A 26,994-nucleotide genomic window follows, 5' to 3' on the forward strand; every position below is an offset into this window, starting at 1 on the left:
AGAAAGGTGATTAACTATGCTTGAGATAGAGAAATTACAGTTAGAACCAGGTAAAAGAGTTATCATTGTCTCTGATATTCATGCAAGCAAGGAATTATTTAAAAGACTGCTAGATAAAGTAGTCTACACGTCAGAGGATTATCTATTCATTAATGGCGACCTTTGTGAAAAAGGCCCAAATAGCTTGGAGGTTGTACGTTATGCCATGGAGTTGCAACAATCTTCAAATCGTGTGTTTATAACAAAAGGTAACTGCGACATTCTCTTTCAGTATGTACTGGATGAGAAGGAAGCAATATGGAACTATATCAAAAATCAACCCAATTCTCTTTTTCATGACATGCTTCATCTTAAACAAAAGAAGCTAGATGACTTTTCAAGCTTAAAGGAACTGGGTGATTTTTACAGAGAGCATTTTTCTAACGAGATGGAATGGCTAATAAGCAGGCCACTGGCTTATGAAACAGATGCATTTATCCTTGTACATGCTGGAATTGAGAACAGGCTTGACTGGGAAAATACAAGTGAACAGTCAGCTCTTGCTATGCCTTCCTTTTACCAGCAAGGTCACGAGGCAGAAAAGCCAGTTATTGTTGGCCACTGGCCCGCGGTAAATTATACCGCGGATAAAATCAGTTCCAATAATCCAATCATAGATACAGAAAAAAAGATAATTACCATGGATGGTGGGAACCAAATAAAATCAGATGGCCAGCTGAACGCGGTCCTCTATGAGAATGGGCATTTTTCCTATACATTTGTAGATGAAATATATAAGCGAGCCACCGTCCGACAAGAACATAAGGACCTGACAGGACGTATTGGCACAGTCACCTATCCCAATTATGAATTTACGTTGCTAAAAGATGATACGTTTTTTACAATTCTGTGAGAATAAGAGCCTAGGAGTAAAACAATGGGTGAAAAATGAATATCTTATCCATTCAGGAAGAACAATACGTAGCAAAGGTGATGTGAGTACAACTTTCTTATCTGTACACGAAGGTGACGTGATTTCTATTATAAATGCTGACTGCACTGGCTATGTATTAATTAAAAACAAACAAGGTGAGGTTGGCTGGATACCGAAATCCTGTTTATAAGCAAAACGAAGAGTCATGGTGATCTATCTGAGTTCTTTACCCAGTTAGCGAAAGGGTTGATTTTAACTGTTTGTTTAACAAGACATCAAGCTGCTGGCTACACAAAACGGTACGACGGTCGGTCATGCCATAACGTTTAGCATAATCTAGCATTTCCTTTTGTTTGTTGATAATTGCTGAGTTTAGTTTGGCTTCGGCTGGTTTAATAACTTTCATAACTAAAAAGCTCCTTTTCTTCATATATGAAAATATTTTGGGACGTTCGTCACAAACGCACAAAAGTAAGTATGCAAAACTTTGCTTGGTAATGCAATAGTTTCTACAAAACAAGCTAAAACAGCATAAAATGTGACAAAATTCGCTTGAGGAGATAAAACGTCCATTATCATATAACCTCGACAAATGAATTGTAAATCAAATCCATATTCCTGCTTATTTATCTACTAAAAAACGAAGTTCCAAATTTAAATATCAAGTAATTGGGAAAACTATCCGATTTATAAAAAAGAAGAGCCTAATAATCGTTGTTCACGCAAAAAGTGGATGGACAACCATGTAAAGTTAAAAAGAAGAATGTTTGTTCATAGCAGACATGCTTCTTTACTCTTCAAAAAATTTGTCAATCAATTTTAGTTTGTTACTTTCAATTATTTTATAATTAGAGCTGTCTCCTTCATCATAGTTAAATATGGATACAAAATCGTCTTCTTTACCTAACATAAGCGTTACTCCATATCTTCTCTGCTTTTTTTCTTTGATTGTAATCCAATATAGCTCATTAATATTGGAATAATCGCCATCCGTTTCTTTAATTTTTCTAATACCTGAAAAGATGTTTATCACTTTTTCGATCTCATTTGCATTTTCCATAGTTTTAACAGCACTATCAGAAGATCTGATAATATCAATCTGGGATATTTCTTCTTTATGAATATCATTCAGATTTTCAAATGAAGTATGATCATTTAATTTTAAAAAATATAGCAAACCAGCCATTGCAATAAGAAACACACTAATTATAAGTAAAAGACTTTTCTTATTTCTCATTAAATCCCTCCAATCTGTACGTGTTTTTTATTCTATATAAATTATAATATTCTATATATAGAATTAAATTAACACATAATGCTTGAACATAGCATCATGGATTACCTATCAATTAAAAGAAGCACCAACGACCTAAAGTAGGTTGCCGGTGCTTATATAACTATTGTGCCATATGCGTCTCTCTGCTAAGAGAGACGTCCCTTGGAGCACTTATTCCATTGCTACAATGATCTTCCCAATATTTTTATTTGCTTCCATATGGCGATGTGCCTCAGATATCTCTTCCATAGGGAATACACGGTCCACGATTGCTTTTAGTTTACCCTGCTTAAACAGTGGCAAGGCGTTTTTTGCAAAATCATTCGTAAGTTCTTGTTTATAGTCATCACTTCTTGGGGTGAGAAGTGTCCCTTTAAGATGGACTCGTTTGCCCATAAGAGACATGAGGTCAACCTCATCTACCTTACTTCCTCCAAGCATGCCAATTAAGACCCAACGCCCATCTACAGCGATGCTTTTCAAGTTCTTTTCCCAGTAGGAGGCACCGATAAAGTCTAGAATGACGTCAGCACCAACACCATCTGTTTCTTTTAAAACTTCTTCAGCAAAATCTTGTTCTTTATAATTAATCCCAACATCTGCTCCAAGTGATCGGCAGTTATCTAACTTTTCCTTGGAACCAGCCGTTGTAATGATTTTAGCATTGGTTAACTGGCTGGCCAACTGAATAGCAGCAGTTCCTACACCACTTCCCCCTGCGTGAATTAACACGGTTTCTTTTTCGGAAAGTTCACCAAGCCAAAATAGGGTTTGGAATGCGGTAAGAAACACTTCGGGTATAGCGGCAGCTTCTTCATAACTGAGACTATCTGGGACAATCATTGCCCGATCAGTTGGCATCACTGCATATTCTGCATAACCCCCACCATTAACAAGCCCCATTACACTGGTACCGAGTGGGACAGTTGCTTCCTCTCCACCATCTACGACTTCTCCCGCTACTTCAACCCCGAGAATAGGGTTTTTCATATAGCCTGATTTTCCTTCACGTGAAATAATATCTGTACGGTTGATAGCTGCTGCTTTTACTTTTATGAGAAGCTCCCCTTTTCCGGGAGAAGGCTTGTTAACCTCTTCTACTTGAAGCTGTTCTGCACCACCAGGTTGATTAACGACAACTGCTTTCATGACGAACGCTCCTTTAAATCATTATTTTGTAGCACTTATCCCGGTGAAACCGTCCGTAAGATCCCACTCCAAAGCATGAAGTGATACAATGATGTTTAAGTGGGAGTAAACGGACGCTAACACCCCGATTCGTTTAACTAACAATCAGTGGGGAAAGAACGAAAACCCCCACTGATTGAAGTTTCACTTTATACTACGCCAAAAAGAAATTACCGGCAAACGATTTGAACTAACATTTCGAGACGCTTCTCATTAAAAAAAAGTGTTCCCATTTTTCACAATAAAGGATAAGCTTATGAATAACGTCCACAAAGAGAAGGGGGAGTTGGATGAGAGAGTCCATTGTCTCAGAAATAGCAACATGTATGGCAGTTAAAGGGGAAATTCAAACAGATCAAACAGAACATCGCGTAAAGCTAGCGGAATCATGGGGGATCGAAGCAGGGAGTAAGATTCTAGAAATAGGGTGCGGACAAGGTGATACGACAGCAGTACTGGCATATTTCACAGGGGAAAAGGGACATGTCCATGCAATTGATATCGCAGGTCCTGATTATGGAAGTCCTGTGACACTTGGAGAATCAAGAGATTATTTACTAGCATCTTCATTGGGTAAGCAAATGGATATCCAGTTCCAAGTCGATATGTTAGCTGACAATGTAACTTTTCCAGAAAAGCATTTTGACTATATCGTATTTTCGCATGCCTCATGGTATTTACGTTCCGCTGATGAACTTGCTGCGATATTGAAAAAATCCAGGAGTTGGGGAAAAAAATTATGTTTTGCTGAATGGGATCCTGCCATCCAACATGTTGAGCAACAGTCTCATATATTAGCGGTCCTTCTGCAAGCGCAGTACGAGGCATTTAAAGAGAGCAGTGAATCAAACATTCGGAGCCTTTTTACTGTGGAAGATATCAAAGATATTATAGAAGGCACAGGTTGGAATGTTGTGAAAGAGGAATCCATTTATTCACCAAAGCTTAAGGATGGAGAATGGGAAGTAGACATGGCACTAGAATTTGCCGAAGAGGAATTAAAACAGTTACCACAAATACCAGGAAAACTGAAAGAATTAATTCAATCCGAAATACGTATATTACAGAGAAATAAAAGCATGTTCCCAATTCGTCCGTTATCTACTATTGCGCTAACCGCAGAATAATATTAAAGGGAATCAGCTGTCAGCTGGTTTCTTTTTTTACACATTAGGAAGTATTAAATTTTAGCTAGGAAGCAATTACGATGCAGTTAAAATTTTAATGTCCAAGTATGAGAAAAACGTATAAATTCGCTAAAAGACGAGCGAATGCGAGATTTTATAATAAATTCACATGTAAAGGCTTTGCTTTTTTTGCTACAATTATAATAATTGTATGAATTGTTTGTTCTTGTTTTAAGTAATGAATCCAATGAAAAAAGGGGGAGATAGTTTGCAACAGTTATTTAAGTATAATTGGCAGGTCCGCGATGAATGGTTCGATTGGTGTGACCAATTACCTGACAGTGAATTAAACAAGAAAAGGATTGGTGGAACAGGAAGCATTTTGTATACACTCTTCCACATTATTGATGTCGAGTACAGTTGGATACGTGCTATTGAAGGAAAAGAAGACGTGGCGTTCTCCTTTGAAGAGTATCAAAGCATAAACAAATTAAGGAAACTCTCAGATACCTTGAGACTTGAATTGGACTCGTTTCTAGATAGGTTAGAAGAAATAAACATGGAGGCAAAGGTAAAGGCATCATGGCAGGAGGATGAATACATAGCAGAAGATGTTATGAACCATGTTCTCGTACATGAGATCCATCATATTGGGCAGCTTTCCGTGTGGGCAAGGGAGCTAAATAAGAAACCAGTATCAGCTAATTTGATTGGGAGAGAGTTATAAAAAGCGGTAAGGGGGAGAGTCTTTGGGGTATAAAGGATCGGCTGTATACGATAATGAAGAGTTTAATAGAAATTACATTGCTAGAAGAAACCGCAAAGAGAGTCCGAACAACATAATAGAGTACCCCACATTGATGCGGTTTATCGGTGACGTGAAAGGTAGTGAAATTCTTGATCTAGGCTGTGGAGACGGGTTGTTTGGGCTAGATCTTTTAGAAGCCGGCTGCAAAGGCTATGAGGCGGTAGAGGGTTCAGAGAAAATGGTGGAAGCTGCTAGAGAGAACCTTTCAAATGAATCTGCTTCTATTCATCATGCGCCATTAGAAAACTGGAACCTTCCGACAAACCGCTATGACTTGATTACATCTCGACTTGTTTTTCATTATATAGAAGATCTTTCTGGCATTTTTGAGAGAGTCTATCAGGCATTACGTGCAGATGGTAGGTTTATTTTTAGTGTCCAGCATCCAGTGCTTACTGCATCAAAATACGGAGCCTTGGAGGGAAAAAGAACGAGCTGGAATGTAGACCATTACTTTGATTTAGATGGAAGAGTGGAAAATTGGATCGATAAAGAGGTAGTGAAATACCATCGAACAATAGAAGAATATTTTCGTCTGCTAACGGAAGCGAGTTTTCAAATAAAAAACCTAAGTGAATGTCCTCCTGAGCGGGAGAATTTTAAAACAGAAGAAGAGTTTGAAAGGAGAAAAAGGATCCCTCTGTTCCTTCTGTTTTCTTGTGAAAAATAATATCGGAAGGGTGTTGAACTATGCTGACAAAACCGAACAAACTGCAACCTGGTGACAAGGTCGCTACCATTAGTCCTTCATGGGGAGGAGCAGGTGACCCTGAAATAAGGTGGCGTTATGAGCAAGGTGTACAGCGTCTAGAAGAAGTCTTTGGCCTAAAGGTGGTGGCAATGCCGCATAGCTTAAAAGGGACGGACTATATCGATTCCCATCCTGAAGCAAGAGCGCAAGATTTAATGGAGGCATTTCAGGACAAAAGCATAAAAGCAATTATTGCTAATATCGGGGGCAGTGACAGCATACGAATGCTTCCCTATATTGATTTTGACATCATCCGCCATAATCCAAAGATCTTTATGGGTTACTCCGATGTAACAATTTCCCATTTGCTTTGTCACAGGGCAGGGCTCTCTTCCTTTTATGGGCCTGCGATTTTAACAGACTTTGCTGAAAATGTAGAGATGGATGCTTATACAGTCGATCATATAAAACGAACATTGTTTCAAGATAGCGCTGTAGGTGAAATATTACCAGCGGAAGAGTGGACTAGTGAATTTTTAGAGTGGGATATTGCGAATAAGAATCAGAAAAGAAAAAAGCAGAAAAACAAAGGGTTTGAGTTGCTACAAGGGGAAGGAACTGTAACAGGTCGATTAATCGGCGGCTGTATCGAAGTTCTTGAATTTGCAAAAGGAACTAAGATTTGGCCAGAGGAAGCTTATTGGGGAGATGCTATCCTGTTCTTTGAAACTTCAGAAGACAAACCAGCCCCACAATCGCTCATCTTTTGGTTACGAAACTATGCTGCTCAAGGAATCTTAGAAAAAGCCAAAGGGATCATCTTTGGTAAACCACAGGATGAGAGGCATTATGAATCGTATAAAGAGTCCATTCGCCTAGTCCTTAAAGAATATGGGCTGGAAAAAATGCCAGTACTTTATAATCTGAATTTTGGGCATACAGAGCCAAAAATTGTGTTGCCTTATGGAGTGAAGGCAGAGATAAATTGTCAGCAAAAAACATTTTCAATTGTAGAAAATGCTGTTGTATAAGGGAAACTGTTAGACAAAGGATTGTTTGAAGTGGAAAACATAAAAATAGTTGAACTCATCACGACGATTTTGGGGATTGGTTGCATTCTTTTATTGGTATATTACTTTTATAAAAGAATGGAAAAAGGGAATCCGAAGCCGTGGCTGATCCTAATCATTACTTCTATTGGTCTTCTCAATATCAAATATGAAATCGCCTCCTACTCGGTCCCTGTTATCCCAATAGGCGTTATGATAATATATTTCGAATTTCTTATAAAAAGGCGCAATTGGCATTGGTACCGTAAATATGCTTGGACCGGCTTTTTGGGAAGCTATATTTTGTTTGCAACAACAATGCTAAGCCAGCCAATCCAAGACTTTTTTTATCCAAATGAACCAGAGACTTATTTAGCCAATATCCACGAGCCCGAATTAATTACCAGCAACTTCATCAGTGCGGGAGGGAAGACTTTACATAAAGAAAAACTAAACGATGCACTCGCTAATCTCGAACGACAAAAGCTAAAAAATGACAAATGGATAGACAGCCTTTATGACGAAGAAGAACGTTTCCCCTATCTTATAACTGGCATAGATCCAAAATGGGGCAGTGGAATCGACACCATGGTATTTATAGAGGATGATGGGAAGGGTTGGCTCATTACAACGCCAGAAGCGCATTATTATTACCGCTCTCCGATTTCTATTTTTAAGGAGGAGAGTAACGAATGAAAAAGATGATCCCTCTAGCAATATTGATTGTTTTAGCAGCTACAGGAACACTTCTTTATTACTTTTATCCGTCTTCTCCAGAGAAATTTTATACGACAGATGAAGCAAAAGAGCTAATAAATGAGGTGTACCCCGAAGCGAAAGTGGATGTAGTGCAGGAAATAGTGAAAGTGACAGATTCTCATGCTTTTGTTCCGTTTATCTCAGAGGATAACTATATGGGCGCAAGTTTTTGGGAATGGAAAAACCATAAATGGAAGCTGACTATTGTAGAGAACAGCTTGTTACCAAAAATTTGGAGAATAGATAAAGAAGATCCAGAAGAAGCGTATATAGTATGGAATATCCATCCAGCTATGGAAACAGATAAATTAGGCATCTATATGCATCGACCACGACATTTTTATGAAATGAATGAGGAAGAGCATTATGAGCCCCAATTACAGTTTGAGGAGATTTATTCTTTAAAAGAACACACCTACGGGGCAAAGCAAATCCCAGAAGAATGGGCAATCACCCTAAAAAATTATTATCGGCTAGGAGAGTTAGACAATTTGCAAGAATTCATCACCGGTAATGCGCTTATGAGGATAGGCTGGTACCCCTTAAACGAGGCCGAAGAAGAGACGTTACCAGAAGGGGGATATTATCAAAAGAGTGGAGTCTATGATAATGATGAAAAATACCAGACATTACAATACTTACCCATGTTATCTGAACAGGAATTGGAAAGGGATCTTGGTGAGAAAGAGTAGAGGAAGATGAGGAAGTGATATATCCCCAATTTTGACTACTCATGATTCTATCATTTCTAGAACGTTGTTTTATAGACATGATACAGGGAAAAACTAATACTAGAAGAGTCTCCATGAGGATGGTGAGAGAATGCAGAGGCTTATCTTGTTTGACGGGGTATGTAACTTTTGTGATAGAAGTGTTCAATTTGTAATGAAGAGAGACCCGGAGGCTAAGTTTACATTTGCCTCGTTGCAAAGTGGAGCTGGTGAACGAGTGAAGGAATATTACAAGATTGATCCTTCACTAGATAGTATGATTCTAGTTGAGGATGGGACCTTTTACACTAAGTCCACTGCAGCATTAAAAATATGCAAAAACTTGAAAGGATTATGGAAAGTATTTTCTGTGTTGCTTGTTATACCGAAGCCGATACGAGATTTATTTTATAATATTGTGGCCAGGAACCGATATAAGTGGTTTGGCAAAAGGGAAAGCTGTAAACTGCCCTCCCCTGAGGAAAGATCCAGGTTTTTGGAAGAGCGTACAGAGGTAAATCTACCGTAATTATAAATAGAATTATCAAGTGAAACGATGCCCAATACAGTTTAGGGCATCGTTTTTTTGTCTTGCCCGGGGGTTAAATTGAAATTGATACAGGGACAACTTCTCGAATGTTTCTTCCTATCTAATCAAATCCTGACAATCTACTACAATCTCCATACGATAGTTGTCTAACGAATCTTTGCATAAAATAATCATGGGTGAAAAATAGAGTAAACAAAAGAAATTTAGAGATATTTAACTATAAATGAGATAGAACACTAGATTTACTAGATTGCATTCTAAACTTTTGTGTTCTATAATACGATTTAAATGTTCTTGATATAGAACGAAAGAACTCGAAGTCCCATACGATTCTTAAAAAGGGGGGAGATCTATTCATGTATTTGCTTAAAGGAAAGGTTGTATTGGAATGAAGCGGTTGGGCATGGCTCTATTAATGCTCCTAGTTCTATTGCATGCAGGGACTGCGTTTGCTGAAAAGCACGCATCACCAAACAACTGGTGGGATGCTTCTCACCAAATTGATACGTATATCCAGTCGATTGCAATCGCAAGGGAAGTTGTGCAAAAAACGGTAGATACAGTGTTGGAAGAAAATGCGGAACAACTGCAAACACATGGTGTAACGGTTACCAAAAATGCTAAGAAAGAAATTATCAAACAAAAAGAAGCCTACTTAACACAATTGAAAGAATCAAAAAAAACGTTATTGGAATCTGACATTTTTCATAGCTTACATGACGAAAAGAAAGCTGAGCTAGATGAATCCTTAGAAGTGGAAACAAAAGCCATTATAAAATCAATTCTTATGGAATCCAAAAATGAAACCAAATAGAAAAGGGGTATTTGAATGAAAGTATTACGTACAGTAAAAGGGAAACTTGCAGTTGGTGTGATTACAGTAGGAGTGATCTCCGGTACAGGCGCGGCATTAGCAGGTACAGACGCAGGTGCTAATTTGAAGAGTTGGTATGATGGTTTGTTTAATGAAACAGCGGCTGAAATTGAAGCCGATGTAACAGCATATGGAGAAGGGAAATTGCCAGGACTTACTGCAGAATATAATGGTCTTAAAGCAGATGCTAGTGGGGACATTGATGGAAAAAGAGCAAGCGAAACCGAAAGTGCTGAAGCGGCCATTACCCAAGTGAAAAATAGCCATATCGAATCACTTGAGGGAACAAAAGCTGAGATTTTAGAAGGCATGGGTGTCAAGTTTTATAATCTCTTCCTGGAAGGGTATTTCGAGATTGAGAGATTAGGAGAAGAAGGAGTCAATTATGCAACAAATGACTTGACAGCCTTCACTGGTACAGAAGGCGAAGAAGCACTTGGACAATTGACCGATGATTTGACTGTAGCGAAAGACTCTGCAGTTTCAGAATTGGAAGAAGCAATTCGACAAGCTCGAGAGGAAATTGAGGCTGAGGTCGATAACCAGCAAGAAATCAACACTAGGAACCTTAAAAACCAAATTAATTGGAAAATTGATGATGTGAGAGAAGTTGTAGAAGAATTACTTGAAGATCTGGTAGAAGAACAAAAGGCAATCATCACTGCCGCAGCTCAGACTCTAGAAGATGAAGCAAAAACAGCTTTAGATGATGTTGTTTCTTCTATGTCAAGCAAAGAATAAAAGGATGGCAACGTCTGTGCAGTGGCATAGGCGTTGCCATCTATTAAAGGAGTGACCAAATAGTGGAAGATAGTAGATTGGTCAAGCACCAACAACGGAAAAAAAGACGGTTTTTAGTTGGCGCTCTTATTCTCTTTATCATCTTAGGTAGTGGGATAAATGTAGTGTTTGCCGATGAGGACGTAAAAGGAATGCTGGCAGGTTGGTTTGATCAAAAGAAGACGGATGCTATTAGTGAGATTGAAGAGGCACTTGCAGACGAACAGATGAAGCAAACTAAACGGATTAAAAAAGAACTAGAAACAGAATTACAAGGAACATCAGAAAAGCTGCAGGAATTTACTACAAAGGAAAAAGAGCAACGCGTAAAGGCTTTGCAGGATTATGCGGATGAGCTATTAATTACTTTGGAAGACAGCGAGAAAGAAGAAGTACAAGCGATGTTAGAATCCATTTTTCTAGAAGCAAAAAAGGAGATGGAACAAGTAAGTAAGGGACAGGGAAAATAATTGCTTGCTTTGCTTTAGAGTGGAGAACGAAAAGGGATTTGTAACTATTAACAGCAGAGGAAGTACCATCTTGCTACTGCTACATATGAGAGAAGGAGGACTATGACTTGAAAAAGGTGCTGAAAGGCTTGGGGAACATAGGCATTGTTCTCTTAATCGTTTTTATTCTTCTACTTGGTTATTCATTGATCCAAACGGTAAAGCAACCGGGAAGCAATCCTAACCTACTTGGTTATCAGCTAATGAATGTCCTTTCTGACAGCATGGACCCAATCTTTCATGCGGGAGATATGGTGGTGTTATCTGATGATGTTGATAGCGTGAAAGTTGGAGATATCATTACGTTTGAGCAAGAGGGTGGGACCTTGGTCACACACCGTATAATCAATGAACAAATGACGGATCAAGGGACAGTATATGAAACGAAGGGTGATGCTAACAATGTGGCAGATGAGAGCCTTGTAAATGGAGAAGATATTCACGGAGCCTATTCCTTTCATATTCCAATGGCAGGATCTGTTGCCATGTTTCTAAAGTCGCCTAGTGGCTGGGGTGTGGTGGGAGCAATCCCTCTACTATACGTAACAATCGTTTGGATGAGAAAGCTATATGTTCGGCGAAGAGAGCAAAGTCCAACTTAAATAACAAGGTTACTTTTATTTATGAATCCTAAGGAGGAGAAAGAATGAGGAAGAAATTAACACTTGGCTTAATTGCTTTATCTTTTGTATTGATGGCCATTATTGGAACAGTCGCTTATTTTACAATAGGTTTCTCAAGTGAAGACAATATTGCAAAGGCTGCTGACTTTGATGTCGAAGCAGTTAATAAGGAAGGCAAAGTAATTGGGGACGCAGAGTTTGATCTTGACGAAGACCTAGTACCTGGCATGGAGAAAAAAGAAGTATATGCTTTTGCAGTGAATAAAAACAACACAACAGTACCAGTAGAGTATCAAGTTAACCTTGGATTGTCGGGTGACTTATTTCCTAATAATGGACAATCTCCAATAAACCTGGAGTTCGAACGTTTAAAAGACGGAGTCTGGGAGCAAGTGGAGTTAGAAAATACCTTCCATCCAGAACAGGATTCTGAACAGTTTAGAGTTATGGTAGATTGGCCACACGGGGAGAATGACATTGCTTTTCAAGGGAAAACAGGAAACATTCATTTAGAAGTAGTTGCAACACAAGTAGATAAAGAAGAGGAAGGACCGCCATACATTACTGGCGAAGTTGCTTTTAAAGCAACACCACATGGTGCAACAAGAGTAACAGAAGGAAAGGAACTAAACTTCTATACAAAGGATGACGGCTATAAATTTATTGAATTATCGGTTGGCGATGGCGACGGTGAATTTGAGAAAAAGGTTGGAAATATCACGGTGCGTGAATACGAAGCAGGTGGTATAACGTGGTTTCAAGTTTATACAGACCATGAATACTATGCCAGTGAATCCCAAATGTGGCGGGTAAGAGATAGCTATCTTGACTTTTCGGAGGAAGGAAAAGTTATATTTCCTAAACTTAACGGTCCACATCTAACGATTGAATCAGACGCACTCTATAACTGGTTTACAAAATAAGCAAGAACGTACAGGTGATAAAACATCTGTACGTTTTTTACATAGAACATTTTCCATTGAACATACTTTTAAAGAACAGTAGGCTTTCAACTTAAAAGGTCATACTTAGACAGTAAGTACTTATCATCTTTTTTCGGCTGTATACAAGCTATGCAAAAAATATTACGTACACATTCGGAGATTCTTACTACATGTAGTTTGGTTTGACGAAAACAATTTAAAGGAAAAGACTTAAAAAAGGATAAGGAGCATATAAAAATGACTACAATCAAAGAAGGTTCACAATCATTTTATGTTGGCGAGAGTGAAACAAATCCCGAGGCAGAAATTGGCTATACTTTTTCAGAGAACGGTGACATTGTCATTGATCATACTGTAGTATCTGAATCACTACAAGGCCAAGGACTTGCCGGAAAGCTTGTCGAACGGGTCGTAGAGCAAGCCAGACAGGATGGAAGAAAAATCGTTCCCCAATGCTCTTATGCCAAAAAGAAATTAGAGGAAACCTCAGACTATCAAGATGTGCTGAAACAGTAATACAAACACCCTCCAAACAAACTTCATGCTGGAGGGTGTTTGTACATGTGCATTGCTCTTCTGTTATACTAGTATAGTTCAAATAATCACATGATGTATAAGTAAAGAGGGGAAATAGATGTATCTTAACATTGAGGAAACAGCAGAATTCTTATCAATGGATGAGTCAAAAGTAAAAGCACTGGTGTTGAACGGGCGAATTCGTTCTCTTCATGATGGAAAACAGTACCTCATTAATAAAGAACAGTTCAACACACACTTTGAGCAGGTGGAGAAATACCGTAAGCTTATCCAGGACTACCTCAATGAACCAATTCCAGAAGATATTGATGTGCATGATGAGGATTAAACCTATATGTTTTAAAGAGAGCAATGTCTCTCTTATTAAAGGAGAATAAATATGCCCAAAAATCAAAAAGCCCAGGCGAATACACTTATCTTTCGTGTAAAAGAAAAATCAGAACTGCTTTCCTTTCTTTTAGAAGCAATGCCTAATCGTAGCAGGAACTCTGTGAAATCTATTTTGACACGAGGACAGGTTACAGTGGATGATCATATTGAAACAAAGCATAACTATCCATTAAAGCCAGGACAAACGATTACGATACTTAAAAATAAAGCAGCTGTAAATAGACAGGCATTAATTGGGATGACGATTTTATATGAAGACGATGATATTATCGTCATAAATAAAGAAGCTGGTCTGTTATCCATTGCCACACAAAAAGAAAAAAAGCAGACGGCCCATTATCAGTTAATGGAGCATGTGCGTATCCAAGATCCTGCAAACCGCATTTTTGTAGTGCATCGACTCGATAAAAACACATCTGGTGTAATGATGTTTGCTAAAAGCGAAGCAGTGAAGCTTAAGCTACAGGACAATTGGAAGCAGGCTGTCAGGGAAAGAAAATATGTGGCAGTAGTAGAAGGAAAGGTCAAACAGGAGAAGGGTTACGTTTCCTCCTGGCTGTTAGAAAGTAAAACACATGTTATGTATTCAACGCAAAATAAAGACAACGGCCAATTTGCTAAAACGCATTATAAAAGGTTGAAAGCAAATGATAGTTTCTCTTTGATGGAATTAGAGCTAGAGACAGGACGGAAGAACCAAATTCGTGTCCACATGCAGGATCTCGGACATCCGATTGTTGGAGACAAAAAGTATGGCTCCACTCAAAATCCAATTGGACGAGTCGGGCTTCATGCACATGTATTATCTTTTTACCATCCAACAACAGAACAACCGATGTATTTTAAAGCAGATGTTCCGAAATCATTTTTAACGAAAACAAAATAAGCAACGTACAGAATAACCTGCTATTGAAGCAGGTTATTTTTCTCGTAAAAAACAGAAAAATCGAAAAAGTGATTGAGTCTGGTAGAATTTTCTAGGTATAATGGAAGAAAAGGAGGTACTATGAATAAAAAGCTTATCTTGCTTGATATTATATGCTATGCCGTTGTCCCATATCTTATCTGGAATTACGGGAGAGAGATTATAGGGGATTATTGGGCGATTATATTGTCAACCGTACCTGGTTTTATCTACACGGTTTATCGATTTTTAAAGGAAAAACAATTCAATATTGCTGGCTTATTTATCTTGGGTTCCCTGGCAATCAGCACGACTGTAAACCTTCTTTCCTCCTCTGCGGAAAGTATGCTCTGGAATAAAGTTTATTTGGGCATGGCCTACGGAGTAGTATTCTTATTATCCATTTTTATCAAACAGCCGTTAGCTTTACATTTTATGGTGGATTGGGCTTACTTACAGGGGTTTGCGCGGCAAGATAGTAGGACATTATATTTCAAACCGCAATTATTGAAGTGGTTTCAACTTTTGACGTTGCTATTTGTTGCTCGAAGTATTTTTATGAATGGATTGAAAGCTTTCTTGTTACAAACATACGGCGCAGCGGGCTATGGTAAAATGCTTATTTATATGAATATTAGCGGGTGGACCTTTTCTGTCGTGCTGACTTTGGGATTTGTGTTCATTGGTGTGAAAATCAATCAATACGTAAATGGTGGAGAAGAAGGAAAAGTAGCTGTTAAGTAAATGGAGCGACAAGGAAGGTGGAGATGGTCATAGACCCTATTAATTTCAAAGAAAAATTATCTTTATTCCACGAGCACTAGTCACCAAAAGTCATTGGAGAAATGGATGATTATCAGTTTAAACTGGTTAAGGTGGAGGGTGAGTTTGTTTGGCACTCCCATAAAGATACAGATGAAGTATTTATCGTACTGGAAGGTGAAATGAAGATAGCCTTTCAAGATGGTGAAACGCAGCTGTCCAAAGGAGAAATGTATATCGTCCCAAAAGGTGTCGAGCACAAACCTATTGCCGAAACAGAATGCAATATTATGCTTGTCGAACTAAAAGGCGTGGTGAACACAGGTGAGGCTAGCTCTAAGTTAACAGCTGAACAGGATGGTTGGATTTAGCTTGAACAAATACATAATGTACTAGGGAGAAGGTAGAAACTATGAGCAAACAAAATGGAAGAGTTGTAGGTTTTGAGATAAATAGCCAGGAACCTGAGAAAGCAGCTGCCTTTTATGCGAATGTTTTTGGCTGGGAAGTCGCTGAGCCAAAATGGGATTATTGGGCTGTGAAAACTGGGGAGGATGGGATCGGAGGCGGGATTGCAAAAGGACCACAGGATTACCCACACGGGATAAGAGTGCAAATTGAAGTAGAATCGATAACTGAAACGATAGCTCAGGCTATTGAAAACGGAGCTATGGTTGTAAGAGAAAAAATGGATTTTGATACATTTTACCTCGCTTATCTTGTAGACCCCTCTGGAGTAGGCATTGGTTTAGTAGAACAGAAATAGTCTGCAAGAAGGGGCTCGATTTTGAAGTGAATCAAGAATGCTGCAAAGTGAATCGAAAACGCCAAAAGTGAATCGAGAATGCGTCAAAGTGAATCGAAAGCGACATAGAGTGAAACCAAAAGGCGTCAAAGTGAATCGAAAGCGACATAGAGTGAAACCAAAAGGCGTCAAAGTGAATCGAAAGCGACATAGAGTGAACCCAAAAGGCGTCAAAGTGAACCCACAGCACCCGAAAGAGCAAGCGAGACTAATACGTCTCACCCGCTCTCGCCAAGCAATAGCTTAAAAAGGTGCTTTTTCTATTGTTCTACCTTGTCTCCCATGGGTGGTTTCTGCCATTTGCAATGAACGAATAACTGCTTCCTCTGTTGTTTCCACTACAGCTTGGAATAGCTGATTCATAACCTCATGATCATCTCGCAAGTAGACCATTGTCTCATCAGTTTTCCCAGCATGGTGTTCATAGGTATTTGCTGTCGAAAATGCAATGGCGATGTCCCCACTGCCGTTGTCCAGATGACTTCCTGTTCTACCAAGCCCAGCTGCGCAGCGTTTGGCTAGTCTATTTAATTGCCTGTCATAGAGAGGGGCATCTGTTGCAACAATCATCATAATCGACCCGTCTGGTGTCTCAAGTTTATGTTTGCCCCAATCTGCAAACAAAGCTTCTTCCCGTTTTCCGAAATTACTTACCACCAGGCAACCCAGCGTGTAATGTTCTTTTTCAGTTGAGATAATGCGAGATGCTGTCCCTACACCACCTTTATAACCAAAGCAGACCATGCCTTTTCCTGCTCCTATAGCGCCTTCCTTAGCCGGCTGTTCAGTGGCTGCTTCTATTGCCTGTATCGCATGGGCTGGTTTAATAGCTTGCTCCCGAATCGAGTTCAGGTAACTGTCATTACACTCCCCAACTACAATATTGATTGAGCTTGTTGTATCCCCAATATCCTTTGTCGTCTGAAGCATATACTCCAATGTCCCTTGCCAAACCGCCCCCACACTAAAAGTGTTGGTGAGCATAATGGGAGCTTCAAGTAGCCCTATTTCCTCTAGTTGTGCTAGACCTGTAGTTTTCCCATAACCGTTTATAATAGCACTACCAGCACGGACTTTTTTGTAAAATAAATTATCTTCGTGGGGAAGAATGGCCGTTACTCCCGTACAAATTGTCTTATTTTTGTCCAGCTCTTCATACAATGTAACATGTCCTACTTTTACACCATTTACATCAGTAATACAGTTTGACTTTCCCTTATTAAGTGCCAAATGCCCAGCTCCCTTTCTCTATTTTCTATAGTATAACAAAATAGAATATCAAAAACGCTGTGATTTTAGTGAGCGAACTCTGCTTTTCTTAGTATGTTATGTGCTGGAAAGAGACAGACTATACATAACTGAATGAAACGGAGGCATCGTGATGAAAAGGATTTTGTTCATCGTATTTGCTATTAGTATTGTAATAGGCTCTGTATATAATCTTATGCTTGCCGATAAGAAGGCAGAGCACTCCAAAGGTTTATACAATGGGGAAGAAAGTGTGGAAGTTAGCGGAACCGTTCCTCTAAGCGTGAATGTAGGGGATAAGGCACCGGACTTTGAACTGAAAACACTAGAAGGTGAACAAGTGAGGCTCTCTGACTATAGAGGAGAGCGAGTATTGTTAAACTTTTGGTCTACCTGGTGCCCACCGTGCAGACAAGAGATGCCAGATATGCAGCAATTTTTTCAGGATAAGGGTCCTGTCATCTTAGCCGTTAACCTAACTGATACAGAAGTGAATCAAAAGACAGTGAGAGAATTTATAAAGGAATTTGGCGTCACCTTTCCAGTCTTATTGGACGAAAAGGCTAAAGTAAGTCAGTTATATCGTATACAACCAATTCCTACTACGTATTTCATTGATGCTGAGGGGAAAATAAGGTATAAAGCCTTTGGTGCCTTAACCTACGAACAGATGATACAGGAATATGAAAAATTGAGTGAAACATCAAAATAGCCGTTTAATTATTTGGAGATAGGGTATAAAATACCTAGCGTAGCGCGCTACTGGGAGGATATATTAGTGGAGTATACGAAAGAAGAGCTGTTTTATTTTAAAAGAGACCGAGAGTATTTAACGGAGCTTCTTCAAAAATATGAAGATGACCAGATAAAAATAAAAATCCAGGAAGAGATCCGTTTTCTTGAATCGATCCTAACACATTAATTTAAGCCCTTTATGGATGCAAAATATACACCTGATTCTGATTCAGCAAGAGCTCCAAATGCGGGGCTTTTTTTGTATGTTAAAAGTATTAGCCAAGAGGCAATGACAGTAGCTATAACTTTAAATTCCCAGTATATGAAAAACGTAAGTACTCGGTAAAAGAGGCGAATGCAAGTATTTCTATTATGTCAGAAATTGTTATCGATGTATGTGAAAGCAACAAGATACGTATTGATTGAGTTGCTTGCATTCTAAATAAATTTAAGTTATAACATAGATACAACCGAATAATTAGAATTTCCTTCGGGGTCGGGTGAAATTCCCAACCGGCGGTGATGAAGTGTTAAGCTTCTAAGTCCGTGACCCGTGCGGCGCAATGCCAAGCGGTGGATCTGGTGAAACTCCAGAGCCGACAGTAAAGTCTGGATGGGAGAAGGAATTGAAAAGCGAGCATGTTTATGATAAAACGCCTTATTATGCTATGTGCATTTTCCACTGTTATAGTGGAAGTTTGTTTTATCAGCGTGCTTTATTAGCTTATTAAATTCTGCCCTTTTACCCTCTGAAGCGATTTTCAGGGGTTTTTTAATGCAATTAAATTTGAAGGGGAGGATCGTATGTTTACAGGAATAATAGAAGAAAAAGGAACATTGCAGAGAAAAAAACGGGTGTCAGAACGTGCTGTTACGCTAACTATTAAAGCAGAACATACCCTGTCAGACATGAAAATTGGAGATAGTATTGCGATTAATGGTATTTGTTTAACGGTTACGCGTTTTTCTGATCATTCATTTGAAGTGGATGTCATGCCAGAAACGATTAAAGCAACGTCCCTTAACGCCACACAAGAGGGGGACTTCGTCAATCTAGAAAGGGCGATGGTTGCAAACGGTAGATTCGGTGGTCACTTTGTATCAGGTCATGTAGATACTACAGCTGAGATCATACACAAAGAACCGCAAGAAAATGCGATCTATTTTAGGATCAAACTACCTGCTAACTACAAAAGCTTATTGCTGCCAAAAGGATCGATCACAATTGATGGTATTAGTCTGACCATATTTGACGTGCAGGATAGTACTGTTACGATTTCGATTATTCCGCATACATCAGCACAAACTACATTAGGTACAAGAGAAGTGGGAGATTTCGTGAATATTGAGTGCGACATGCTAGCCAAGCATGTACAGCACCTATTGCAGTTTTCGGATCAGACACCAGAAAGCAATCTAAATAAAACATTTCTACAAGATAAAGGTTTTTTATAAAGTTAAAGAAAGGAGTGCTGATTATGTTTCATACTATTGAAGAAGCAATCGCGGACCTACAAGAAGGTAATATTGTGATTGTAGTAGATGATGCAGATCGTGAGAATGAAGGAGATTTCGTGGGTTTAGCAGAAAAAGCGACTCCTGAAATGATAAATTTTATGATTACACATGGCAAGGGGCTCGTTTGTACAGCTATCACATCAGACATTGCAAAGGCTGCAGGGCTAGAATTAATGAAGCGTAACAGCACGGATCCGCTGTCGACAGCCTTCACTGTCAGTGTAGACCACATTACGACAACAACGGGAATTAGTGCACCAGAAAGAGCTAAAACTATTCAAGCGCTAACGGATAAACAGGTAACAGCTGATCAATTTAAACAACCAGGACACGTCTTCCCACTGATCGCTAAGGAAGATGGGGTACTCGCCCGCCGAGGTCATACAGAAGCTGCGGTTGATTTAGCTTTGCTAAGTGATGCAGCTCCCTCTGGTGTGATTTGTGAGATTGTCAAAGAGGATGGCACAATGGCGCGAGTTCCTGATTTAGCCGTTATGGCCGAACGGTTCGGATTAAAAATGATCACAATAGAAGACTTGGCTGCATACAGGAAAAAACAGCAACAGTATATAATGGAGAGGGGATAATGAAATGGGAAACGTATTTGCAGGTAACTTAGTTGGTACTGACATGAAAATAGGAATAGTGGTTGGAAGGTTTAATGACTTTATCACTAGTAAATTATTAGAAGGTGCAAAGGATACATTGATGAGACATGGCGTGCCTGAAGAAAATATTGATGTGGCTTGGGTTCCAGGAGCATTTGAAATTCCACTTGCTGCAATGAAAATGGCAAAAAAGGAACAATATGATGCTGTGATTACATTGGGGACGGTCATTCGTGGTTCCACTCCTCATTTTGATTATGTGTGTAATGAAGCAGCAAAAGGTGTGGGGCAAGCTGCAATGCAAACAGAAAAACCAGTCATCTTTGGTGTGTTGACAACCGAAACAATTGAACAGGCAATTGAACGCGCTGGAACGAAAGCAGGAAACAAAGGTGCAGAGGCAGCAACAGCCGCCATTGAAATGGTAAGCTTACTGAAACAATTTTAATTAAACGTGAGGAAAGACCGGGGGCAGTGCCCCGGCCTTTTTTTAATGTAGAGAAAACAGAGTTATAAACAATGCTTACTATCCACTGATTTTTCAGCTAATACTCCCCTTGTTAACTTATGTGAATTTATTAGTAGTTAAGTTGTAATGTTATTAATGGGGAGATGGATTTTAAGAATAAACCAGTCATCATTAAGTTCTGCATCGATATTTCCATTCATTTTTTCCACTAATTTTTTAGAAAGATAAAGACCTAATCCACTTGATTCGGTGTTCGTTCTACTCGTAATTTCTGTGTAGAATCGCATAAATACTTTTTCTATAGCGACTTTGCTATCTGTTTTAATGTCATTTTGAATTGTGAGAGTTAGATGGTTTTCTTTCATGTTATAGTCGATAATCGTTTTGCTTTTAGCGTAACGTAGGATGTTTTGGATAACATTTTGGATAACACGTATAAGCATTATGCTGTCAGCTATAATTTTCTGTTCATATATTTCTTCTGGAAATTGAACTTCAATTTCTTTTTTCTCCAATTGATCGTAAAAGTCTAAGAAAGTTTCTTCTACTAGCTTGGAGAGAGAGAAAGTAGATAATGCTATTTCTTTTTGATTCGTTTCAATACGTGCTAAGTCATAAAAGTGATCGGTCATTTCCATAAGTCGCGTGATAGAGTGTTCAATAATCCTGAGATAGTTCGCCCTGTTAGCTTCATCTGTAGACGCATGCAATAGTTGAACATAACCTTTAATGGACGTAAGAGGTGTCCGTAAATCATGAGACAGACCAGCGATGGATAACTTCACATTCTCTTCCATTTGTATTGCTTGGCGATTTTTTTCTTCATATTCATCAATCATATGATTCAATTCATCGACTAAATCTAGCAATGTCTTCTCACGGAAATCTAAAAATAACCTGCTTCCAAAACTGGACTGAGCTGGGATTTCTCTGATCTTCCATGTTAATTTCCTTTGTTCTCTCTTTAAAAAGAAAATATAAAGAAGAAGTGATAATGCCAGGAAAGCAAATATCCATCCCCACATAACCTTCACTTCTCCTTCCTTAGTTAACAAATTTGAAGCCTATGCCCCATACCGTTTTAATATAGTTTGTGCCATCTATGTTAAGCTTATTTCGTAAATTACTAATATGCATGTTAATCGTTTTATCGCTGTCAAAATAAGGTTCATTCCAAACACTTTCATAAATATTGGCACGACTAAATACCTTTTGTGGATTCTCGAGAAATAATAGAAGGATAGCATATTCCCGGCCAGTAAGATGTAGTGTTTGATCATTTATCTTCACTTCACGCGTCTCTAGATTGACATTAATATTTTTGTAATAAATTTCTTTCGTATTGGTAATCGAAGGTTTTGTTGCATGCCGTAATTGAATGTTAATCCGCGCAAGCAGTTCTTTTAGATCAAAAGGTTTTATGATGTAATCATCTGCCCCATTTGTCAAAAGTTCCAATTTTGAATTTTGATCATTCTTTGCTGAAACTACAATTACAGAGGTAGTTGAATTTCGACGGATGTCTTTAAGGAAATCTTTTCCATTCATTCCTGGAAGCATCAAATCTAAAAGAACTATATCAACTTGATTTTGTTCAAATAGCAATTTTCCCTCTGTCCCTGAGTACGCACTAAGGGTTTTAAAATCCTGTAAATCTAACGTATCTTTGATAAGTGAATGAATTGCATTATCGTCTTCAATGATTAAAATCGTAGCCATATCTATTCGACCTACTTTATATCTGTTCTATTAAAATGAAGGATTCCTAACGTTGATGATAGCACAATGGTGATAAGACTGACTAATATCATTTCAGGATATTTTGCGATATCAGCTAGGTTTGCAAAATCTGAATAGTTCAAGTAAGTTTCCGTAAACCAGAACGTGATATATTTAAAATGCTCGGTTTGTAGGAAAATTTCAGGTAAAAAAGCCGTCGCCATTGTATATAGAAAACTCCAAATAAGTGAGATACTGCTATTTTTTGTTAGAAAGCTAATCATCACATAGATCGATACATTCGCCAAAATTAATAAATAAAGCGTGCTAAAAGTCTTAATAGCATAACCTAAGTAATCGCTAATCCCTGCAACTTCACCAAAACCAAATACTAATGAAAAGAGTATAATACCGATTGCCGTTAAGATGATTACGCCAATGAAAGAGATTAAGGCAGTTATCACTAGCTTTGACAAATAATAGAGAGTACGACCACGACCTAATGATAGCGCATTTCGAATTGTTCCATTTTGAAATTCTTCCCCAACAAAGAAACTAATAAAAGCACTGAAGACAAGTAAAATTGTAAATCCGTTTTTTTCCATCATCAGAATACCAGTAGCTCCATTGATGACTGTATCCTTTACTTGGACGAGTTCCTTCCCATTATCCACTTCTAATATACTGTTGACGGCTTGCATAATCGGGAGTAAGAGTAAGATACCTAGGACGATCCATAACTTTTTACTTCTATATAATTTAAATTTTTCCGCTGTTAAAAGATTAAGCATTTGGTGTTCCTCCAGTTAATTGTAAGAAATATTCTTCAAGTTTTTGTCTGGTAGTACCAATTCTCGAAATATCCACGTTTGCTAAGACTAACGAACGGTTGATTTTTGCAACATCATCTAAGTGTTCATAGATGTTGATTCCCGTCCCACTGATTACTTCATAATCACGAATCCCTAATTCATCGAGTACAATGACTGCGTTTTGAACATCCATTGTTTCTAATTCAATGTATTGCCGAGTTTTACTCGCTAACTCTTCTTTAGAAAGTTCACTAATCAGTTTTCCATCATGTAAAATACCGTAATGGGTGGCAACCTGTGAAAGTTCATCTAACAAATGACTAGATAGTAAGACTGTTATACCACGTTCTGTTACCAATCGTTGGATGATTTCGCGCATATTCACAATTCCTGATGGATCAAGCCCGTTTGTCGGCTCATCTAAAATTAGAAACTCAGGGTTTGTAATAAGTGTGGAGGCTATCGCTAAACGTTGTCGCATTCCTAATGAGAAGTACTTAGCCTTTTTCTTACCTGTATTTTCTAGGTTCATTAAACGAAGTAAATCACCAATTTCTCGTTCACTTACTCCCCCGTTAGCGGCTTGTACCTTTAAGTTCTCTTGAGCTGTTAATTCTGGATAAAGTGCCGGTGTTTCAATGGATTGGCCCATTTTTCTTCGTGCCAGTTGCAATCCTTTTTTGTCAGTTTTTCCAAACAGTTCAATGTCGCCTTCGTTGACTGTAATTAAACCCATGACTGTCCGCATGAATGTCGATTTTCCCGCGCCATTTTTTCCAATCAATCCATAAATCATACCTCGTTTAATTTCAATCGATACTTTATCGAGTGCTTTGTTTTCGCCGTATTTTTTCGTGATATTCGTAGCCTTAAAAATTGTTTCCGACATACCTATCATCCTTTCTTTGCTGAGTAACTTAATAATAAGCGGCAGGCATAAATAATTAGACAAGAAAAGTATAAAAAAAGTGTAAAGAGTGTGATGAATCAACCAAACTGGGGATTCAATTGATCACATGGCTTGTTTAATCAACCAAAAGTCGTGCTGAATCAACCATAATAGTGATTCAACTAACCAAAAGTAGTGGTGAATCAACCACGATAGCAATTTAATCAACCAAAAGCCGAGAAGAATCAACCACAATAGTGATTCAACCAACCAAAACTCATGGTGAATCAACCACGATAGCGATTAATCAACCAAATGACCGCGCCCCGATCAACCAAAGCCCCCTTTAGCGAACAGCACCAACCCACACCATACATAGTCTCCCAACAGATGGTGAATTAAAGCTATAATGCCGGTTAATTTCAGATGACCCCAAACATCTATTACTTCAATAAGCCAGTCTATGCTTCTCTTAATGGAAAAAAGCTTCTCAGTAAGATAAACTGGTTGATAGGGAAATTTATTCTGGTGTAACCGTCCGTAAGACACCTCCTTCAAAACATGAATTGAAACAGTGGTGTCTAAGTGGGAGTAAACGGACGGTAATACCCCGATTCGTTCGACTAACAATCAGTGAAGGGAGAACGACAACCTCACTGATTGAAGTTTCATTTTATAATTCGGAGGCGATTAACATAAAATTACTAGGAATACAGCTTGTCATGATAGCGGTTATATGGGTAGGTATGGCCTTCTTTTATTCCGAAATGACACCTGTGAGCAAAGGGATATTTTACTTGGTAACATCATGGTTATTACTTTTGTTGGTACTGGTTACAAAGGATTGGCTAAAAGCTAGAAAAAGATGAGGATGAGTTAACAATGCTAACATTAGAAAATTTACATAAATCCTTCGGGGACAAAATATTATTCGACTCCGTTACGAGCACCATTACAGAACGGGAAAGAATTGGGTTAATTGGAGTAAATGGAACGGGGAAATCCACCTTTTTGAAAACAATTGCTGGGTTGGAAGCTCCGGAAAAGGGCGCCATCAAACATCCAAAAGATTATCGGATTGAGTACTTAGCCCAAGATCCACCACTTAATCCTGAACTGAATGTAATGGAACAAATTTATTACGGAGATTCTGTGATTATGCAGGTAATGCGTAACTATGAGCAGGCATTGTTGAAACTGCAAGAGGAGCCGGAAAGCATTGAGGCACAAAGCAGATTAATAAAGATGCAACAAAAAATGGACGAAGCAGAGGCATGGGAAGCTAACACAGCTGCAAAGTCTGTTTTGACAAAGCTTGGAATTACCGATTTTGATAAGCAAGTAACAGAACTGTCGGGTGGCCAAAAGAAACGAGTAGCTATTGCCAAGGCGTTGATTCAGCCTGCGGACCTCTTGATTTTAGATGAACCGACAAACCACCTTGATAATGAAACAGTAGAGTGGTTGGAGAAATATTTGCAGACGTATAAAGGCTCCTTGCTACTCGTTACGCATGATAGGTATTTTTTAAATCGGGTCACCAATCGAATTTATGAGTTAGATAAAGGTAATTTGTATGTGTATGAAGGGAACTATGAAGTATTTCTTGAAAAAAAAGCGGAACGTGAAGCACTAGAGGCAAGCAATGAAGCGAAGCACCAGAACACTTTGAAACGTGAGCTTGCATGGTTAAGACGTGGAGCAAAAGCTAGATCCACAAAGCAAAAGGCTCGAATAGGGCGCGTTGAAGAAATGAAGGAAGAAACATTTGATACGAAGAAAGAACAAGTTGATTTTAAAGTAGGGTCAACCAGGCTAGGAAAGAAAGTGTTGGAGCTACATGACATCAGCAAATCATTTGGTGAAAAAAGATTAATCAATGAATTTAGCCGCTTGATTGTGCCAGGTGAGCGGTTAGGTATTATTGGCCCTAATGGTACGGGGAAATCAACGCTATTAAATATTATGGCAGGTCGTATCAAGCCAGATGGCGGTCAGGTAGAAGTTGGAGAAACGGTAAACATCGGGTACTATACACAAGGTGATGAAGAGCTTGATGGATCACAACGTATTATTGATTATATTAAGGAAGTTGCAGAGGTAATCCATACGAGCGATGGTGACGTTATTACAGCTGAACAAATGCTAGAGCGATTTCTATTTTCCCGTTCCGCACAGTGGACGTATATCCGCAAGCTATCGGGTGGGGAAAGACGCCGTCTATACCTTTTAAAGGTCTTAATGCAGGAACCAAATGTCCTCTTCCTTGATGAGCCGACAAATGACTTGGATACTCAGACGCTGGGAGTGTTGGAGGAATATTTGGATCAGTTCCCTGGTGTCGTAGTTACAGTATCGCATGATCGCTATTTTCTAGATCGTGTAGTAGATCGTTTAATTGTCTTTAAAGGCAACGGTGCGGTAGGTGAGTACTATGGTAATTATAGTGAATACCTTGAGCAGGCTCAGGCTGAACAAAGCGTCACAACACCACCAAAGACAGTAAAAGAAAAGCCAAAGCAGAAAAAGAAAAAGCTTTCCTACAATGAACAACGAGAATGGAATACCATTGAAGAGGAAATTATGGAGCTAGAGAGTCGGGTAGATGAACTAAAAGCAGGGATTGTAGATGCTGGTAGTGATTCTGAAAAAGTTCAAAAGCTCTTCCAGGAACAAGAAAAAGCAGAAGTAGCACTGGAACAGAAGATGGAGCGTTGGGAAGAGCTTTCACTCATGGTGGAAGAGTTTGAAAATAATAAGTAAGTTAGAGGCCTCCCAGGATTTTGGGAGGCTATTT

The 26,994-nt window shown here is 38.8% G+C and carries 34 protein-coding genes, 2 pseudogenes and 1 riboswitch; of the genes and pseudogenes, 28 read left to right on the forward strand and 8 right to left on the reverse strand.

The features are described 5' to 3' along the window. Window positions 1-16 precede the first annotated feature (16 nt). Window positions 17-892, forward strand: a complete 876-nt coding sequence (locus AC6CHS_RS16545) for a metallophosphoesterase (RefSeq protein WP_498237800.1) — start codon at window positions 17-19, stop codon at window positions 890-892. Window positions 893-920: 28 nt separating this feature from the next. Beyond that, window positions 921-1,103 (forward strand): SH3 domain-containing protein, encoded by a 183-nt coding sequence (locus tag AC6CHS_RS16550; protein ID WP_498237802.1) that lies wholly within the window; start codon window positions 921-923, stop codon window positions 1,101-1,103. 36 nt (window positions 1,104-1,139) lie between these two features. Here the strand turns inward: AC6CHS_RS16550 and AC6CHS_RS16555 are convergent, their stop codons facing one another. The 3 genes from AC6CHS_RS16555 to AC6CHS_RS16565 form a co-directional block, all read right to left on the reverse strand. Beyond that, complete coding sequence (locus AC6CHS_RS16555; protein ID WP_498237804.1) at window positions 1,140-1,319, reverse strand: Spo0E family sporulation regulatory protein-aspartic acid phosphatase; 180 nt, start codon at window positions 1,317-1,319, stop codon at window positions 1,140-1,142. A 384-nt stretch (window positions 1,320-1,703) separates the two neighbouring features. Continuing rightward, entirely contained in the window at window positions 1,704-2,150 is a 447-nt protein-coding gene (locus AC6CHS_RS16560; RefSeq protein WP_498237806.1) for a hypothetical protein, read from the reverse strand. 210 nt (window positions 2,151-2,360) lie between these two features. After that, the gene (locus tag AC6CHS_RS16565; RefSeq protein ID WP_498237808.1) at window positions 2,361-3,338 is read right to left on the reverse strand and encodes an NAD(P)H-quinone oxidoreductase; all 978 of its coding nucleotides are present in this window, start codon (window positions 3,336-3,338) and stop codon (window positions 2,361-2,363) included. A 329-nt stretch (window positions 3,339-3,667) separates the two neighbouring features. Between AC6CHS_RS16565 and AC6CHS_RS16570 the strand changes: the two genes are divergently transcribed. The 19 genes and pseudogenes from AC6CHS_RS16570 (at window position 3,668) to AC6CHS_RS16660 (ending at window position 16,446) form a co-directional block, all read left to right on the forward strand. Beyond that, complete coding sequence (locus AC6CHS_RS16570; protein ID WP_498237810.1) at window positions 3,668-4,504, forward strand: class I SAM-dependent methyltransferase; 837 nt, start codon at window positions 3,668-3,670, stop codon at window positions 4,502-4,504. A gap of 268 nt (window positions 4,505-4,772) precedes the next feature. Further along, complete coding sequence (locus AC6CHS_RS16575; protein WP_498237812.1) at window positions 4,773-5,231, forward strand: DinB family protein; 459 nt, start codon at window positions 4,773-4,775, stop codon at window positions 5,229-5,231. Window positions 5,232-5,253: 22 nt separating this feature from the next. Next, window positions 5,254-5,982, forward strand: a complete 729-nt coding sequence (locus AC6CHS_RS16580; protein WP_498237814.1) for a class I SAM-dependent methyltransferase — start codon at window positions 5,254-5,256, stop codon at window positions 5,980-5,982. A 20-nt stretch (window positions 5,983-6,002) separates the two neighbouring features. Continuing rightward, the gene (locus tag AC6CHS_RS16585; RefSeq protein ID WP_498237816.1) at window positions 6,003-7,034 is read left to right on the forward strand and encodes a S66 family peptidase; all 1,032 of its coding nucleotides are present in this window, start codon (window positions 6,003-6,005) and stop codon (window positions 7,032-7,034) included. 30 nt (window positions 7,035-7,064) lie between these two features. Further along, window positions 7,065-7,748 carry a glycosyltransferase family protein gene (locus tag AC6CHS_RS16590; protein WP_498237818.1) on the forward strand — a complete coding sequence of 228 codons (684 nt, stop codon included), beginning with the start codon at window positions 7,065-7,067 and terminating at the stop codon, window positions 7,746-7,748. Then, window positions 7,745-8,503, forward strand: a complete 759-nt coding sequence (locus tag AC6CHS_RS16595; protein ID WP_498237820.1) for a hypothetical protein — start codon at window positions 7,745-7,747, stop codon at window positions 8,501-8,503. The genes AC6CHS_RS16590 and AC6CHS_RS16595 overlap by 4 nt, the downstream gene beginning before the upstream one ends. Before the next feature lie 130 nt (window positions 8,504-8,633). Next, window positions 8,634-9,050: a thiol-disulfide oxidoreductase DCC family protein gene (locus tag AC6CHS_RS16600; protein ID WP_498237822.1), complete on the forward strand. Its 417-nt coding sequence runs from the start codon at window positions 8,634-8,636 to the stop codon at window positions 9,048-9,050. A 409-nt stretch (window positions 9,051-9,459) separates the two neighbouring features. Continuing rightward, entirely contained in the window at window positions 9,460-9,885 is a 426-nt protein-coding gene (locus tag AC6CHS_RS16605; protein ID WP_498237824.1) for a hypothetical protein, read from the forward strand. Between the two features lie 15 nt (window positions 9,886-9,900). Further along, window positions 9,901-10,686, forward strand: a complete 786-nt coding sequence (locus tag AC6CHS_RS16610; protein WP_498237826.1) for a hypothetical protein — start codon at window positions 9,901-9,903, stop codon at window positions 10,684-10,686. Between the two features lie 62 nt (window positions 10,687-10,748). Then, window positions 10,749-11,195 (forward strand): hypothetical protein, encoded by a 447-nt coding sequence (locus AC6CHS_RS16615; RefSeq protein WP_498237828.1) that lies wholly within the window; start codon window positions 10,749-10,751, stop codon window positions 11,193-11,195. A gap of 116 nt (window positions 11,196-11,311) precedes the next feature. Continuing rightward, window positions 11,312-11,836, forward strand: a complete 525-nt coding sequence (locus AC6CHS_RS16620) for a signal peptidase I (protein WP_498237944.1) — start codon at window positions 11,312-11,314, stop codon at window positions 11,834-11,836. 44 nt (window positions 11,837-11,880) lie between these two features. Next, window positions 11,881-12,780 (forward strand): hypothetical protein, encoded by a 900-nt coding sequence (locus tag AC6CHS_RS16625; RefSeq protein WP_498237830.1) that lies wholly within the window; start codon window positions 11,881-11,883, stop codon window positions 12,778-12,780. A gap of 258 nt (window positions 12,781-13,038) precedes the next feature. Continuing rightward, window positions 13,039-13,317 carry a GNAT family N-acetyltransferase gene (locus tag AC6CHS_RS16630; protein ID WP_498237832.1) on the forward strand — a complete coding sequence of 93 codons (279 nt, stop codon included), beginning with the start codon at window positions 13,039-13,041 and terminating at the stop codon, window positions 13,315-13,317. Window positions 13,318-13,435: 118 nt separating this feature from the next. Then, window positions 13,436-13,666, forward strand: a complete 231-nt coding sequence (locus AC6CHS_RS16635; RefSeq protein WP_036577402.1) for an excisionase family DNA-binding protein — start codon at window positions 13,436-13,438, stop codon at window positions 13,664-13,666. A gap of 51 nt (window positions 13,667-13,717) precedes the next feature. Then, window positions 13,718-14,614 carry an RluA family pseudouridine synthase gene (locus AC6CHS_RS16640; RefSeq protein ID WP_498237834.1) on the forward strand — a complete coding sequence of 299 codons (897 nt, stop codon included), beginning with the start codon at window positions 13,718-13,720 and terminating at the stop codon, window positions 14,612-14,614. A gap of 120 nt (window positions 14,615-14,734) precedes the next feature. Continuing rightward, window positions 14,735-15,376, forward strand: a complete 642-nt coding sequence (locus AC6CHS_RS16645; protein WP_498237836.1) for a VC0807 family protein — start codon at window positions 14,735-14,737, stop codon at window positions 15,374-15,376. A 23-nt stretch (window positions 15,377-15,399) separates the two neighbouring features. Next, window positions 15,400-15,765: pseudogene (locus AC6CHS_RS16650) on the forward strand (cupin domain-containing protein). Window positions 15,766-15,806: 41 nt separating this feature from the next. Beyond that, the gene (locus AC6CHS_RS16655; protein ID WP_498237838.1) at window positions 15,807-16,160 is read left to right on the forward strand and encodes a VOC family protein; all 354 of its coding nucleotides are present in this window, start codon (window positions 15,807-15,809) and stop codon (window positions 16,158-16,160) included. Window positions 16,161-16,197: 37 nt separating this feature from the next. Then, window positions 16,198-16,446 carry a hypothetical protein gene (locus tag AC6CHS_RS16660; protein WP_498237840.1) on the forward strand — a complete coding sequence of 83 codons (249 nt, stop codon included), beginning with the start codon at window positions 16,198-16,200 and terminating at the stop codon, window positions 16,444-16,446. Here the strand turns inward: AC6CHS_RS16660 and AC6CHS_RS16665 are convergent. Then, window positions 16,443-17,429 (reverse strand): DmpA family aminopeptidase, encoded by a 987-nt coding sequence (locus AC6CHS_RS16665; RefSeq protein WP_498237841.1) that lies wholly within the window; start codon window positions 17,427-17,429, stop codon window positions 16,443-16,445. The two genes, AC6CHS_RS16660 and AC6CHS_RS16665, sit on opposite strands and share 4 nt — an antisense overlap. A 151-nt stretch (window positions 17,430-17,580) precedes the next feature. Between AC6CHS_RS16665 and AC6CHS_RS16670 the strand changes: the two genes are divergently transcribed. The 5 genes and pseudogenes from AC6CHS_RS16670 to ribH all read left to right on the forward strand — a co-directional run bounded on the left by AC6CHS_RS16670 (window position 17,581) and on the right by ribH (window position 20,756). Further along, a complete protein-coding gene (locus tag AC6CHS_RS16670; RefSeq protein ID WP_498237843.1) occupies window positions 17,581-18,159 on the forward strand; it encodes a redoxin domain-containing protein in 579 nt (192 codons plus the stop codon). 66 nt (window positions 18,160-18,225) lie between these two features. Beyond that, window positions 18,226-18,369, forward strand: coding sequence for a hypothetical protein (locus tag AC6CHS_RS16675; RefSeq protein WP_155988311.1), 144 nt, complete (start codon window positions 18,226-18,228; stop codon window positions 18,367-18,369). Between the two features lie 295 nt (window positions 18,370-18,664). After that, window positions 18,665-18,811: riboswitch (FMN riboswitch) on the forward strand. Window positions 18,812-18,986: 175 nt separating this feature from the next. After that, window positions 18,987-19,637 (forward strand): riboflavin synthase, encoded by a 651-nt coding sequence (gene ribE, locus AC6CHS_RS16680; RefSeq protein ID WP_498237845.1) that lies wholly within the window; start codon window positions 18,987-18,989, stop codon window positions 19,635-19,637. 23 nt (window positions 19,638-19,660) lie between these two features. Next, a pseudogene (gene ribB, locus AC6CHS_RS16685) lies at window positions 19,661-20,272 on the forward strand (3,4-dihydroxy-2-butanone-4-phosphate synthase); the annotation flags it as partial. 19 nt (window positions 20,273-20,291) lie between these two features. Next, window positions 20,292-20,756, forward strand: a complete 465-nt coding sequence (gene ribH, locus AC6CHS_RS16690) for a 6,7-dimethyl-8-ribityllumazine synthase (RefSeq protein ID WP_238020326.1) — start codon at window positions 20,292-20,294, stop codon at window positions 20,754-20,756. 137 nt (window positions 20,757-20,893) lie between these two features. Here the strand turns inward: ribH and AC6CHS_RS16695 are convergent, their stop codons facing one another. From AC6CHS_RS16695 to AC6CHS_RS16710, 4 genes are read right to left on the reverse strand one after another with little or no spacing between them, the layout of a single operon-like run. Beyond that, window positions 20,894-21,832: a sensor histidine kinase gene (locus tag AC6CHS_RS16695; protein WP_498237847.1), complete on the reverse strand. Its 939-nt coding sequence runs from the start codon at window positions 21,830-21,832 to the stop codon at window positions 20,894-20,896. After that, window positions 21,822-22,496 carry a response regulator transcription factor gene (locus AC6CHS_RS16700; protein WP_498237849.1) on the reverse strand — a complete coding sequence of 225 codons (675 nt, stop codon included), beginning with the start codon at window positions 22,494-22,496 and terminating at the stop codon, window positions 21,822-21,824. The genes AC6CHS_RS16695 and AC6CHS_RS16700 overlap by 11 nt, the downstream gene beginning before the upstream one ends. 11 nt (window positions 22,497-22,507) lie before the next feature. Then, entirely contained in the window at window positions 22,508-23,287 is a 780-nt protein-coding gene (locus AC6CHS_RS16705) for a DUF2705 family protein (RefSeq protein WP_498237851.1), read from the reverse strand. Further along, a complete protein-coding gene (locus AC6CHS_RS16710; RefSeq protein WP_498237853.1) occupies window positions 23,280-24,197 on the reverse strand; it encodes an ATP-binding cassette domain-containing protein in 918 nt (305 codons plus the stop codon). Before AC6CHS_RS16710 ends, AC6CHS_RS16705 begins: the two co-directional genes overlap by 8 nt. Window positions 24,198-24,763: 566 nt before the next feature. Between AC6CHS_RS16710 and AC6CHS_RS16715 the strand changes: the two genes are divergently transcribed. Both AC6CHS_RS16715 and AC6CHS_RS16720 read left to right on the forward strand, forming a co-directional pair. Beyond that, on the forward strand, window positions 24,764-25,066 hold the full coding sequence (locus AC6CHS_RS16715; protein WP_498237855.1) for a hypothetical protein: 303 nt from the start codon (window positions 24,764-24,766) through the stop codon (window positions 25,064-25,066). Window positions 25,067-25,079: 13 nt separating this feature from the next. After that, the gene (locus tag AC6CHS_RS16720; protein ID WP_498237857.1) at window positions 25,080-26,960 is read left to right on the forward strand and encodes an ABC-F family ATP-binding cassette domain-containing protein; all 1,881 of its coding nucleotides are present in this window, start codon (window positions 25,080-25,082) and stop codon (window positions 26,958-26,960) included. The last annotated feature ends 34 nt before the right edge of the window (window positions 26,961-26,994 follow it).

Source organism: Oceanobacillus sp. GQ8, from assembly GCF_059758495.1.